The sequence below is a fragment of the Bacillus sp. VT 712 genome, assembly GCF_001614195.1.
GTDB classification, from domain to species: Bacteria; Bacillota; Bacilli; order Bacillales; family Bacillaceae_H; genus Priestia; species Priestia flexa.
The window spans coordinates 85733-98038 of sequence record NZ_LWBK01000015.1; the positions used below are offsets into that span (position 1 = coordinate 85733).

The window sequence follows — 12306 nt, forward strand, 5'->3', positions numbered from 1 at the left end:
CCTTTCTGCTCACGTGTAGAAAGGTTTTTTTATTTTCTAAAAGCAAGGACACACTAAGCAGACAGAGCAAGTCAACAAAGAAGGTGAAGAAGATGATTACGTTACAAGATGTAACGAAAATATATGATGCTAAAAGTGGGAAAGTCACGGCCGTTGATCAGGTTAATTTATCAGTGGCAAAAGGTGAAATCTTCGGCATCATTGGATATAGTGGAGCAGGGAAAAGCTCTCTTATTCGCTTATTAAATGGTTTAGAAACACCTACTTCTGGAACAGTAGAAGTAGCAGGAAATCAAATTGGGAAAATTAAAGGTGCTAAGCTTAGACAAGCTCGCCAAGAAATTAGCATGATTTTTCAGCATTTTAATTTACTTTGGTCTCGTACCGTGCAAGAAAACATTGCGTTTCCACTTGAAATTGCCGGTGTTCCAAAAAACAAACGAGCAGAACGTGTAAACGAGCTCATTAAACTAGTTGGATTAGAAGGTAGAGAAAATGCCTACCCATCTCAGCTGAGCGGCGGGCAAAAACAGCGTGTAGGAATTGCAAGAGCGTTAGCTAATAACCCAAAAGTCTTATTATGTGACGAAGCAACATCGGCACTTGATCCACAAACAACAGATTCGATCTTGGATTTGCTAGTTGATATTAATGAAAAGCTAGGTTTAACGATTGTCTTAATCACGCATGAAATGCACGTAATCCGTAAAATTTGTCATCGTGTAGCTGTGATGGAAAATGGAAAAGTAGTCGAACAAGGAGAAGTACTTGAAGTATTCCGTAAACCACAGCAAAATATTACAAAGCGATTTGTACAGCAAATTTCAGAGCCAGAAGAAACGTTTGAGACAGTGGAGCAGGTGAAGGAACTTTATCCAAGCGGTCGAATTGTTCAGCTCACATTTGTAGGTGGAAAAGCGGAGCAACCGCTCATTACGAGCATTTTAAAAGCATTTGATGTCACGATTAACATCTTACAAGGGAAAGTTTCTTATACACAAACGGGCTCTTATGGAACCTTATTTATTCATTTAGATGGTGAAGAAGCAGAGGTTAATAAAGTAATTGAGTACATCCGTGAACAACAGGTAGAAATTGAGGTGATGACGGATGCTAACTGAATTATTCCCAAACGTAACGTATGATAAATTTAGTGCAGCAACGATTGAAACACTTTATATGACAAGTATCTCAGTTGTTGCCACGTTTATATTAGGAATTGTGCTAGGCTTACTTCTATTTTTAACAGGCAAAGGTCAGCTTTGGGAAAACCGCTTCGTTAATATTATTATAGGAGCTTTTGTAAACATCTTTCGATCCATTCCATTTATCATCTTACTAATTTTGCTCATTCCGTTTACAAAAGCAATTGTGGGAACAATGCTAGGAGCAGAAGCAGCTTTGCCAGCTCTTATTGTTGGAGCCGCACCATTTTACGCGCGTATGGTTGAAATCGGCCTTCGCGAAATTGATAAAGGTGTGATTGAAGCAGCAAAATCGATGGGAGCGAAAACAAGCACAATTATCTTTAAAGTGCTGCTTCCAGAATCAATGCCTGCTTTAATTTCTGGTTTGACGGTTACAGCAATCGCACTCATTGGCTATACAGCAATGGCTGGAGCGGTTGGAGCTGGTGGTTTAGGAAACTTAGCATATTTAGAAGGCTTCCAGCGAAATAATAGTGATGTAACCCTTGTTGCGACAGTTTTAATTTTAGTGATTGTATTTATTATCCAGTTTATTGGTGATTTTATCACGTCTAAAATTGATAAACGATAAGAGGAGGAAATATATTATGAAAAAATGGGTTTCAACATTTGCTTTATCATCTGCTTTAGTTTTAGGTTTAGCTGCTTGTGGTTCATCTGGAGGCAGTGGGTCAGATTCATCAGAAGACGAAAAGAAAATTGTGGTGGGGGCGTCAAACATTCCTCACGCTGAAATTTTAGAAGAAGCAAAGCCATTGTTAGAGGAAAAAGGAATTGAGTTAGACATTAAACCATTCCAAGATTATATTTTACCTAACACAGCACTAGATGGAAAAGAAATTGATGCGAACTACTTCCAACATATTCCTTATCTAGAATCTGTATTAGAAGAAAACCCAAATTATGATTTTGTAAGTGCAGGAGCTATTCATATCGAACCAATCGGTATCTACTCTAAAAAGTACAAGTCATTAAAAGACCTTCCGAAAAACGGTACGGTAATTATGCGTGATGCAGTAGCAGAACAAGGTCGTATTCTTTCAATTTTTGAAAAAGAAGGCGTAATTAAGTTAAAAGAAGGCGTTAAAAAGCAAGATGCAACGCTTGATGATATTGTAGAAAACCCTAAAAACTTAACGTTTAAAGCAGACGTTGAAGGTGGTTTATTACCTCAAGTGTATAACAACAATGAAGGCGATGCGGTTGTTATTAACGCAAACTATGCGTTAGATGCTGGTTTAGACCCTGTTAAAGATCCAATCGCTGTAGAATCAAAAGAAAACAATCCATATGCAAACATTATCACAGTTCGTAAAGGTGATGAAAACAAAGAAGAAGTAAAAGCGTTAGTAGAAGTACTTCACTCAAAAGAAATTCAAGACTTCATCGAAGAGAAGTATAAAGGCGCAGTGCTTCCTGTAAACGAATAAACAGATTAAAATCGACTAGGTTTAGGCTTGGTCGATTTTTTCTATTTTTAGCGTTAAGTATAACTCCGATTTGTATCATCCATACTAATGATGAAAACTATGACGAATGGAGTTGGCAAGAGGGATGCAACAAGAAACAAGTCATTCAACAGAGCAGGCACTTCATAATTATAAGGTAGGAATGGGAACATTCAGTGAAAAGCTTCCACGATTGACTGAAACGTTCAACACTTTCACAGAGGCTTGTTTTGAAGAAGGGTCTGTTTCTAAAAAAGACAAGCAGCTGATTGCATTAGGAATTAGCGTTGTAGCTCAAAATGAATATTGCATGATTTATCATACAAAAGGTTGCTTAGATAACGGAGCAACTGAGCAAGAGATTTTAGAAGCTTGTGGCGTTTCGGCAGCATTTGGTGGCGGAGCAGCGATGAGTCAATCTGTCACGTTAGTGCAGGAATGCGTGCAGGAATTAAAACGTCAAACACACTAAAATAAATGATAAGCAGACGTTGCTTTAAAGGTTGGTTACGCCTATGAAAGCAACGTTTTTTATACGGGTAAAATATGTATACATATAAGAACAAAGCGTTTATCTCAAAAGGTTGCTATAAGTTTTCATTTGTTATAAGATTGTAATGAGAATAAAATGAGAATAATTAAAAAGATATAGGTATATCTGATTTTAGTATATACATCTATAACTGGAGGTTTTAGTATGGCAGGTTCAACTTTAATCATTAAAGATCTTCATGTTTCAATTGAAGGCAAAGAGATTTTAAAAGGTGTTAACTTAGAAGTTAAAGGCGGAGAGATTCATGCAATCATGGGTCCAAACGGTACAGGTAAATCCACTTTATCTTCAGCAATTATGGGGCACCCTAAATATGAAGTAACACAAGGTAGCATTACACTTGATGGTGAAGACGTACTTGAAATGGAAGTGGACGAGCGTGCGCGTGCAGGTCTGTTCCTTGCAATGCAATACCCAAGTGAAATTAGCGGCGTAACAAATGCAGACTTCTTACGTTCATCAATTAATGCGCGTCGTGAAGAAGGCGATGAAATTTCACTAATGAAGTTTATCCGTCAACTAGATAAAAACATGGACTTCTTAGAAATGGATCAAGATATGGCACAACGTTATTTAAATGAAGGTTTCTCTGGTGGAGAGAAAAAGCGTAACGAAATCCTTCAACTAATGATGTTAAAACCTGCTATTGCAATCCTTGATGAGATTGATTCAGGTTTAGATATCGATGCGTTAAAAGTAGTATCAAAAGGAATCAACGAGCTACGTGGTAGCGATTTTGGTTGCTTAATGATTACTCACTACCAACGCCTATTAAACTACATTACACCAGACCATGTTCACGTTATGATGCAAGGTCGCGTTGTGAAATCAGGCGGTCCTGAATTAGCTCAGCGCTTAGAAGCAGAAGGCTATGACTGGATTAAGAAAGAATTAGGTATTGAAGACGAAACTGTAGGGCAAGAAGCATAAGCATTAGGAGGATTTCTATGACTATTGATACAAAATTACCATTTGATCAAGCGTACGTTCGCAGTTTTTCTGAAAAAGCTGCTGAGCCGAAATGGTTGTTAGATCTTCGTTTACAAGCTCTTGCGAAAGCAGAAGATCTTCCACTACCAAAACCAGATAAAACAAATATTACAAAGTGGAACTTTACAGATTTCTCAAAGCATGATGCTGAAGCAAAAGCAATTTCTTCAATTGACGAGCTTCCTGAGTCTGTAAGAGCACTTATTGATACAGAAGCGGTTAAAAACTTATACGTTCAGCGTGACCAAACAGCTGCATATGCAACGTTAACAGATGAGTTAAAAGAGCAAGGAGTTATCTTTACTGATATCCAAACAGCTGCAAAAGACCACGAAGAGCTTGTACAAAAGTACTTCATGAAAGACGGTGTAAAAGTGGATGAGCATCGCTTAACGGCTCTTCACGCTGCACTGCTTAACGGTGGCGTATTTGTTTACGTTCCAAAAAACGTTGAAGTAAAAGAACCACTTCAAGCTGTTTTCGTACGTGAAGATGAAGAAGCAGCACTTTTCAACCATGTTATTGTGGTTGCAGAAGATAATAGCTCTGTTACGTATGTAGAAAACTACATTGCTACTTCTGAAGAGTCAAACGGTGTAGTAAACGTTGTGACAGAAGTATTTGCAAATAACAATGCAAAAGTAACGTTCGGTGCGGTAGACTACCTTGCCAAAGGAACAACTAGCTACGTAAATCGCCGTGGTGTTGCTGGTAAAGACGGTCGCATCGAGTGGGCATTAGGCTTAATGAGTGAAGGAAACACAGTTTCTGAAAACATCACATACCTAATGGGCGATGGTTCATACGGTGATACGAAAACAGTTACAGTAGGTCGCGGTGAGCAAAAGCAAAACTTAACGACGAGTATTATTCACTTCGGTAAGCATTCTGAAGGTTACATCTTAAAACATGGTGTAATGAAAGATAGCGCGTCTTCAATCTTTAACGGAATTGGTAAAATTGAACACGGTGCATCTAAATCAAATGCAGAGCAAGAGTCTCGCGTATTAATGCTAAGCGAAAAAGCTCGTGGAGATGCTAACCCAATCTTATTAATTGATGAAGATGATGTAACGGCAGGACATGCAGCTTCTGTAGGTCGCGTAGATCCATTACAGCTTTATTATTTAATGAGCCGTGGTATTCCACAAGTTGAAGCTGAGCGCTTAGTTATTCATGGGTTCTTAGCTCCAGTTGTAAATGAGCTTCCGGTTGAAACGGTGAAAAAACAGTTAACGGAGTTAATTGAAAGGAAAGTTCGATAATGAACGTTTCTGATATTCGCAAACAGTTTCCGATTTTAGACCAAGAAGTAAATGGACACCCGCTTGTTTACTTAGATAGCGCTGCTACTTCTCAAAAGCCAATCCAAGTGATTGAAGCACTGAATAAGTACTACAGAGAATACAACTCAAACGTACACAGAGGTGTTCATACACTAGGTACAATGGCTACGGATGGCTATGAAGGTGCTCGTGAAAAAGTAAGAAAGTTCATTAATGCGAAATCAACAGAAGAAATTATCTTTACGCGTGGAACAACTACAGCGTTAAATATTGTTGCTGCTAGCTACGGACGTGCCAACTTGCAGCCTGGTGATGAAATTGTGATTACGTATATGGAGCATCACAGTAACATCATTCCATGGCAGCAAGTTGCAAAAGCAACAGGAGCAACATTAAAATATATTGATCTTACAGAAGATCATGCTCTTTCATTAGAAACGGTTAAAGAAACGATTACGCCAGATACAAAAATTGTTTCGGTTATGCACGTTTCTAACGTATTGGGCGCAATCAATCCGGTAAAAGAAATTGCGAAAATTGCTCACCAACACGGAGCAATCATGGTTGTAGATGGTGCACAAAGTACGCCTCATATGAAAGTTGACGTACAGGACTTAGACTGCGACTTCTTTGCGTTTTCTGGTCATAAAATGTGCGGCCCAACAGGTATTGGCGTACTGTATGGAAAAAAAGAATTATTAGAAAAGATGGAGCCGGTTGAATTTGGAGGCGAAATGATTGATTTCGTTAACCTATACGATTCAACGTGGAAAGAGCTTCCTTGGAAATTCGAAGGTGGAACGCCTATTATTGCAGGTGCAATTGGATTAGGTGCCGCTATTGATTTTCTAGAGGAAGTGGGCTTGGATAATATTCTTGCTCATGAGCATAAATTAGCAAATTACGCACTAGACCGTCTTTCAGAAGTAGAAGGCATTACCATCTACGGACCAAAAGAGCGTGCTGGCGTCGTGACGTTTAATCTTGATGATGTTCATCCGCATGACGTAGCAACTGTTCTTGATGCTGAGGGAGTTGCTGTACGCGCAGGGCATCATTGTGCACAGCCGTTAATGAAATATTTAAATGTATCTTCAACTGCACGTGCAAGTTTCTACTTGTATAATACAGAAGAAGAAATCGATCAATTAGTGTCATCACTAATTAAAACGAAGGAGTATTTCACAAATGTCTTTTAACAATTTAGATACTCTTTATCGTCAAGTGATTATGGATCATTATAAAAACCCTCGAAATCGTGGGTCTTTAGAAGAAGATACGGTTCAAATTCAAATGAATAATCCAACGTGTGGTGACCGTATTGAACTATCACTTAAAGTAGAAGATGACAAAGTAACGGATGCAAAGTTTGAAGGAGAAGGCTGTTCAATCTCTATGTCATCTGCTTCAATGATGACACAGGCAATTAAAGGGCAAGAGATTGAAACAGCTCTTGAACTTGCGAACATCTTCTCAGATATGATGCAAGGAAAAGAGTATGATGATAGTATAGACTTAGGAGACATTGAAGCACTTCAAGGTGTTTCAAAGTTTCCAGCACGTATTAAATGTGCAACATTAGCGTGGAAAGCGATGGAAAAAGGCCTAAAAGAACAGAATTAAGTCCTGTTAGGCCTTTGTTCATTCCCAATCCTATCAAGTAGGGGGTAATAACAAATGGCAAAAAAGATGCCGGAAATCGGCGATTATAAATACGGGTTCTCGGATAAGGACGTTTCTATTTTCCGTTCTGAAAGAGGATTAACAAAAGAAATTGTAGAAGAAATTTCTCGCATGAAAGATGAGCCACAGTGGATGCTTGACTTCCGCTTAAAATCACTTGAGCATTTTTACAGCATGCCAATGCCACAGTGGGGCGGCGATATGTCTAGCCTGAACTTTGATGAAATTACGTACTATGTAAAGCCTTCAGAGAAGTCAGAGCGCTCTTGGGATGAGGTTCCTGAAGAGATTAAACAAACGTTTGATAAGCTTGGTATTCCAGAAGCGGAGCAAAAATACCTAGCTGGTGTATCTGCTCAGTACGAATCTGAAGTTGTATATCACAACATGAAAGAAGACCTTGAAGCACAAGGAATCGTATTTAAAGACACAGATACTGCATTAAAGGAAAACGAAGAGATTTTCCGTGAGCACTGGGCGAAAGTAATTCCGCCAACTGACAACAAATTTGCTGCGTTAAACTCAGCTGTTTGGTCTGGTGGTTCATTTATCTACGTCCCAAAAGGTATCAAAGTAGATACGCCACTTCAAGCATACTTCCGTATTAACTCTGAGAACATGGGTCAATTCGAACGTACGCTAATCATCGTAGATGAAGGTGCACACGTACACTACGTAGAAGGCTGTACAGCGCCGGTTTATACTACAAACTCTCTGCACAGTGCTGTTGTAGAAATCATCATTAAAAAAGACGCATACTGCCGTTATACAACGATTCAAAACTGGGCGAATAACGTATACAACCTAGTAACGAAGCGAGCTGTATGTGAAGCGAATGCAACAATGGAATGGGTTGATGGAAACATCGGTTCTAAATTAACAATGAAATACCCAGCTGTTATCCTAAAAGGTGAAGGCGCACGTGGTATGACATTATCCATTGCATTAGCGGGTAAAGGCCAACACCAAGATGCGGGTGCGAAAATGATTCACTTAGCACCAAATACGTCTTCTACAATTGTTTCGAAATCTATTTCGAAGCAAGGCGGTAAAGTAACGTACCGTGGTATCGTTCACTTTGGTCGCAAAGCTGAAGGTGCTCGTTCAAACATCGAGTGTGATACGTTAATTATGGATAATCAATCAACATCTGATACAATTCCATACAACGAAATTTACAACGATAACATCTCTTTAGAGCACGAAGCGAAAGTTTCAAAAGTATCTGAAGAGCAGTTATTCTATCTAATGAGCCGCGGTATTTCTGAAGAAGAAGCAACAGAAATGATCGTAATGGGCTTCATCGAACCATTTACAAAAGAACTTCCAATGGAGTATGCGGTAGAAATGAACCGTCTAATCAAGTTTGAGATGGAAGGATCTATCGGGTAATAAATGATTTTTTTAAACTCGCTTGTATATACAAGCGAGTTTTTTTCATGAGTTTGTATTAAAATAATAGGTGCACAGTTTGATACATATTGGAGGGATTTTGTGATATACGTAGGCGTAACAGGGTGGGGAGATCATTCATCTTTATATGAAACGGGCGTGCCTGCGCGAGATAAGCTCGCTGTATACGCAGGTCACTTTCCAACAGTTGAAGTAGATGCATCTTTTTATGCTATTCAGCCTAAAACAACGGTCGAAAAGTGGGTAGCAGATACCCCCGATTCGTTTCAATTCGTTGTCAAAGCTTATCAGGGTATGACAGGGCATATGCGGAATGAAATACCGTTTGATAGCAAAGACGAGATGTTTGATGCATTTATGGATTCTGTGACTCCTTACGTAAAAGCGAATAAACTTGCAATGATTTTGTTCCAAATGCCGCCCTGGTTTAATTGTACGAAAGAAAATGTTAATTATTTGCGATACAGCCGTGAAAAATTCGGTGATTTACCCGTTACGTTAGAGTTTCGTAACCAGTCTTGGTTTACGCCACAGTGGCATGATAAGACACTTATGTTTATGGAAAAAGAGAAATGGATTCACGGCATTTGTGATGAGCCACAAGCAGGTGAAGGGTCTGTGCCGACCGTTTTACATCCTACGAGTGCTGAGAAAACGCTGATTCGATTTCATGGTCGAAACGTTCACGGTTGGAATAAAAGTGGAGACCCTAACTGGCGTAAAATTCGCTTTTTGTATCGTTATAATCACCAAGAATTACTTGAATGGAAGCATCGTATTGAAGAATTAAAGCAGCAGACGAAAGATATTTACATCGTTTTTAACAACAATTCAGGCGGAGACGCGGTTGATAATGCTAAGGAATTAATTCATTTGCTTGACATTCGGTATACCGATTTGGCACCTAAACAGTTAAATTTATTTGATTGACTGCTAAAACAGATTGATGAGCGCATACCGTCTTAAACAATTAAGTTAGAAACAAAGTATGTGCTTTATTGTATAATTATAAAAAAACGCCCTAAAGCTCACTCTTTTTGAAAATCATCATACCTTGATTAAGAAAGGAGTGGGGAATTTGATTACATTAGAACCTGTTGTTATTAATGGTCATACGTTCAATGCGGTTACCGTACTGCTTCCAAAAACAACGCTTTTAACAGTCTCTTCCGATAAAGGATATATTATGTGTGGAGCATTAGACGTTGGCCTTTTAAATGAAAAGCTGGTCAGTAGACAAATCATTGCCGGAAGAGCAGTTGGCGTTCGAACAATTGAAGATCTTTTAAATGCACCTTTAGAGTCTGTTACTGTGGAAGCAGAAAGTTTAGGCATTCATCCAGGTATGATAGGGCGCGAAGCTTTATTAAAAATGGTATAGTTAGGAATAAAGTCCTTTATATTCAAATTTTGTCTAAAAGGATTCAATGGAGAGGTAGTAAATGCTCTACCTCTTTTATAGCGATTATAAAATAATAGATAGTTAGGGAGTTACTATGAAATTAGTTGCAATTCAATCATTGAGCCCAGGTGCATGTTTAGCAAAACCAATATTAGATGAAGCAGGAAAAACGCTAATTAATACAGGCATACCTTTGACAGAGACTATTATTAATCGTTTACAGCAGCGAGGTGTTACGTTTGTATACATAGGTGATAAACGAACAAATGATATTGTTGTAAATTCTACTTCTACCATCCCATTTTCACTTCGGAAAAAGGCAATGGAATCAGTGGAAGATGTCTTTCACTCTCTTCAAAAAAAGCATGAAAAAACGCGTGTTGCACTTTTAGAACAATCGGTTCGTGAAGTACATAAGGTTGGCAATCAATTAGTAGATGAGATTATGAATAATAATGATGTATTGTCATTGTTAACGGATGTATATATATACGATAACTATGTATTTTCTCATTCTGTGAACGTGACGCTTTATGCCCTTTCACTCGGAAAAGAAATAGGATTAACTCAGCCTGTTCTAGAGAAGCTAGGTGCAGGAGCTATGCTACATGATGTAGGGAAAATGTTAATTCCCCAAGATATTCTAAACAAGCCCGGAAGATTAACGGATGAAGAATTTAAGTTAATGAAAAAGCATACTACATACGGGTACGAATTATTGCGAAGTACTCCTAATGTCTCTGCGCTCTCCGCCTCTTGCGCATATCAGCATCATGAAAGATTGGATGGATCAGGGTATCCATTAGGAATTAAAGAAGAGCGAATTCATTTATTTAGTAAAATTATCGCAATTGCGGATGTGTACGATGCCGTGACGTCAAATCGCGTGTATAGAAGCGCTCTTCTCCCTCACGAGGGGCTAGAGATTTTGTATGCGGGTGCAGGAAGTCAGTTTGATAAAGATATGATTAGCGCTTTCAGAAGGGCAATTGCTGTTTATCCTATTGGTCTTTTTGTAACGCTGAATGACCAAAGAAAAGGCATAGTAAGTAAGCAAAATAAAGGCCTAAGTGATCGACCTTACATTCTTATTCAAGAAGAAGGAGGCAGGGTTTTAGATAAACCTTATGAAATTGATTTAAAAGAAAGTCCTACATTAATAATTATCAGCAACGATTTAAAACAAACATAGAAAACTTTTAGAAAATAGCGTTAGCCCTCCTTGTTTATGCATACATATAGCTTGTAAGGAGGGATTTTTTTGATTAGGGTTCGCCGAAGAGTATTGAAAAAGGGACCTATACCATTTCGCTATGTTGTACTACTAACAATTGTTTTTTTTCTGCTTTCTACTGGAGCGGGAATATGGTTAATTAATAGAGGAATTGAACCAACCTTAATGAAATATGCAGAAGCCCAGACTAAAGAGATTGCAACGCTTGTTATTAATAAGGCCGTTAATAAACAAGTGGTAGACCAACTTGATGTGAACGATATTATTAAGACAGAAAGTACGCCGGATGGGCAGGTAGCCAAGATTGATACGGCAGTCGTAAATCGTATTAGAGCTCAAACGACATCTTTAGTCCAGGCTAATTTACGAGAAGCTGAAAAAGGAAATTTAGAAGAATTAGAGATTCCAACGGATATTAATATTGAACCAGATGAAAAGCTCAGGCAGCGAGGAATTGTCTATCAAGTTCCATTAGGGCAAGCTACAAACAATGCCTTACTAGGAAATCTAGGACCTTTAATCCCGGTTAAATTTCATGCAATTGGTGATGTGCAATCAGACGTTGTACGGAAAATAGAGGAATACGGAATTAACGGTGCTTTTTTAGAAATTTCAATTGAAGTTCAGGTTAACGTTCAGGTGATTATTCCCTTTGCTACAAAACAGACAACCGTTCAAGCGACAGTGCCTGTAGGGATGGCGATGATTCCAGGGAACGTACCGGATTATTTTAACGGTGGCACTAACTCAGCCTCTCCATCTATTGAACTAAAGAAGAAATAGCCGGTTGATAACTTTATACTTTACCGATATAATGTACTAGATATAATTATATACCATCACCTTATCAGATCGATGAGGTAGAGGATGCAAAAAGTATGAGTATACTATGTGAGGATGACAACTGTGATCATAGTAAAAAGGATTTTTTGCCGAAGGAAAGAAAAAGAGTCAGCTTTTCTTTTCTGGGGTTACCTTGAAAAAGGGTAACACTGTCATTATGAAAATACGCTTGTTTTCATGATGGAGGGCTACTGATCGTGATGGAGGATAACATAACATTACAAAGAGTAATGATAGTTATTTTCT

At 38.5% G+C, this 12306-nt stretch carries 13 protein-coding genes and 1 riboswitch; all 13 genes read left to right on the forward strand.

What is annotated here, in order from left to right; genetic code table 11:
- Nucleotides 1-92: 92 nt before the first annotated feature.
- The 13 genes from A2U94_RS09515 to yunB all read left to right on the forward strand — a co-directional run bounded on the left by A2U94_RS09515 (nt 93) and on the right by yunB (nt 12000).
- Nucleotides 93-1121, forward strand: coding sequence for a methionine ABC transporter ATP-binding protein (locus tag A2U94_RS09515; protein WP_025909439.1), 1029 nt, complete (start codon nt 93-95; stop codon nt 1119-1121).
- The gene (locus A2U94_RS09520; protein ID WP_025909438.1) at nt 1111-1779 is read left to right on the forward strand and encodes a methionine ABC transporter permease; all 669 of its coding nucleotides are present in this window, start codon (nt 1111-1113) and stop codon (nt 1777-1779) included. Before A2U94_RS09515 ends, A2U94_RS09520 begins: the two co-directional genes overlap by 11 nt.
- 16 nt (nt 1780-1795) lie before the next feature.
- The gene (locus A2U94_RS09525; RefSeq protein WP_025909437.1) at nt 1796-2638 is read left to right on the forward strand and encodes a MetQ/NlpA family ABC transporter substrate-binding protein; all 843 of its coding nucleotides are present in this window, start codon (nt 1796-1798) and stop codon (nt 2636-2638) included.
- Between the two features lie 124 nt (nt 2639-2762).
- Nucleotides 2763-3128 (forward strand): carboxymuconolactone decarboxylase family protein, encoded by a 366-nt coding sequence (locus A2U94_RS09530; RefSeq protein WP_025909436.1) that lies wholly within the window; start codon nt 2763-2765, stop codon nt 3126-3128.
- A 225-nt stretch (nt 3129-3353) separates the two neighbouring features.
- Nucleotides 3354-4139 (forward strand): Fe-S cluster assembly ATPase SufC, encoded by a 786-nt coding sequence (sufC, locus tag A2U94_RS09535; protein WP_025909435.1) that lies wholly within the window; start codon nt 3354-3356, stop codon nt 4137-4139.
- A 17-nt stretch (nt 4140-4156) separates the two neighbouring features.
- Complete coding sequence (gene sufD / locus A2U94_RS09540; protein WP_025909434.1) at nt 4157-5464, forward strand: Fe-S cluster assembly protein SufD; 1308 nt, start codon at nt 4157-4159, stop codon at nt 5462-5464.
- Nucleotides 5464-6684 (forward strand): cysteine desulfurase, encoded by a 1221-nt coding sequence (locus A2U94_RS09545; protein WP_025909433.1) that lies wholly within the window; start codon nt 5464-5466, stop codon nt 6682-6684. Before sufD ends, A2U94_RS09545 begins: the two co-directional genes overlap by 1 nt.
- Complete coding sequence (gene sufU, locus A2U94_RS09550; protein WP_025909432.1) at nt 6674-7108, forward strand: Fe-S cluster assembly sulfur transfer protein SufU; 435 nt, start codon at nt 6674-6676, stop codon at nt 7106-7108. Before A2U94_RS09545 ends, sufU begins: the two co-directional genes overlap by 11 nt.
- Nucleotides 7109-7162: 54 nt before the next feature.
- On the forward strand, nt 7163-8560 hold the full coding sequence (gene sufB, locus A2U94_RS09555; RefSeq protein ID WP_025909431.1) for a Fe-S cluster assembly protein SufB: 1398 nt from the start codon (nt 7163-7165) through the stop codon (nt 8558-8560).
- A gap of 102 nt (nt 8561-8662) precedes the next feature.
- Complete coding sequence (locus A2U94_RS09560; protein ID WP_025909430.1) at nt 8663-9511, forward strand: DUF72 domain-containing protein; 849 nt, start codon at nt 8663-8665, stop codon at nt 9509-9511.
- A gap of 148 nt (nt 9512-9659) precedes the next feature.
- A complete protein-coding gene (locus A2U94_RS09565; protein WP_025909429.1) occupies nt 9660-9962 on the forward strand; it encodes a YunC family protein in 303 nt (100 codons plus the stop codon).
- Between the two features lie 115 nt (nt 9963-10077).
- A complete protein-coding gene (locus A2U94_RS09570) occupies nt 10078-11175 on the forward strand; it encodes an HD-GYP domain-containing protein (RefSeq protein WP_025909428.1) in 1098 nt (365 codons plus the stop codon).
- 69 nt (nt 11176-11244) lie between these two features.
- Nucleotides 11245-12000 carry a sporulation protein YunB gene (yunB, locus tag A2U94_RS09575; RefSeq protein WP_025909427.1) on the forward strand — a complete coding sequence of 252 codons (756 nt, stop codon included), beginning with the start codon at nt 11245-11247 and terminating at the stop codon, nt 11998-12000.
- Between the two features lie 70 nt (nt 12001-12070).
- Nucleotides 12071-12259, forward strand: a riboswitch (Lysine riboswitch).
- The last annotated feature ends 47 nt before the right edge of the window (nt 12260-12306 follow it).

Bases quoted from the DNA above. Each gene is read 5' to 3' on its own strand.
- A2U94_RS09515 (WP_025909439.1), top strand. From the start codon at position 93: ATGATTACGTTACAAGATGTAACGAAAATATATGATGCTAAAAGTGGG.
- A2U94_RS09520 (WP_025909438.1), top strand. From the start codon at position 1,111: ATGCTAACTGAATTATTCCCAAACGTAACGTATGATAAATTTAGTGCA.
- A2U94_RS09525 (WP_025909437.1), top strand. From the start codon at position 1,796: ATGAAAAAATGGGTTTCAACATTTGCTTTATCATCTGCTTTAGTTTTA.
- A2U94_RS09530 (WP_025909436.1), top strand. From the start codon at position 2,763: ATGCAACAAGAAACAAGTCATTCAACAGAGCAGGCACTTCATAATTAT.
- sufC (WP_025909435.1), top strand. From the start codon at position 3,354: ATGGCAGGTTCAACTTTAATCATTAAAGATCTTCATGTTTCAATTGAA.
- sufD (WP_025909434.1), top strand. From the start codon at position 4,157: ATGACTATTGATACAAAATTACCATTTGATCAAGCGTACGTTCGCAGT.
- A2U94_RS09545 (WP_025909433.1), top strand. From the start codon at position 5,464: ATGAACGTTTCTGATATTCGCAAACAGTTTCCGATTTTAGACCAAGAA.
- sufU (WP_025909432.1), top strand. From the start codon at position 6,674: ATGTCTTTTAACAATTTAGATACTCTTTATCGTCAAGTGATTATGGAT.
- sufB (WP_025909431.1), top strand. From the start codon at position 7,163: ATGGCAAAAAAGATGCCGGAAATCGGCGATTATAAATACGGGTTCTCG.
- A2U94_RS09570 (WP_025909428.1), top strand. From the start codon at position 10,078: ATGAAATTAGTTGCAATTCAATCATTGAGCCCAGGTGCATGTTTAGCA.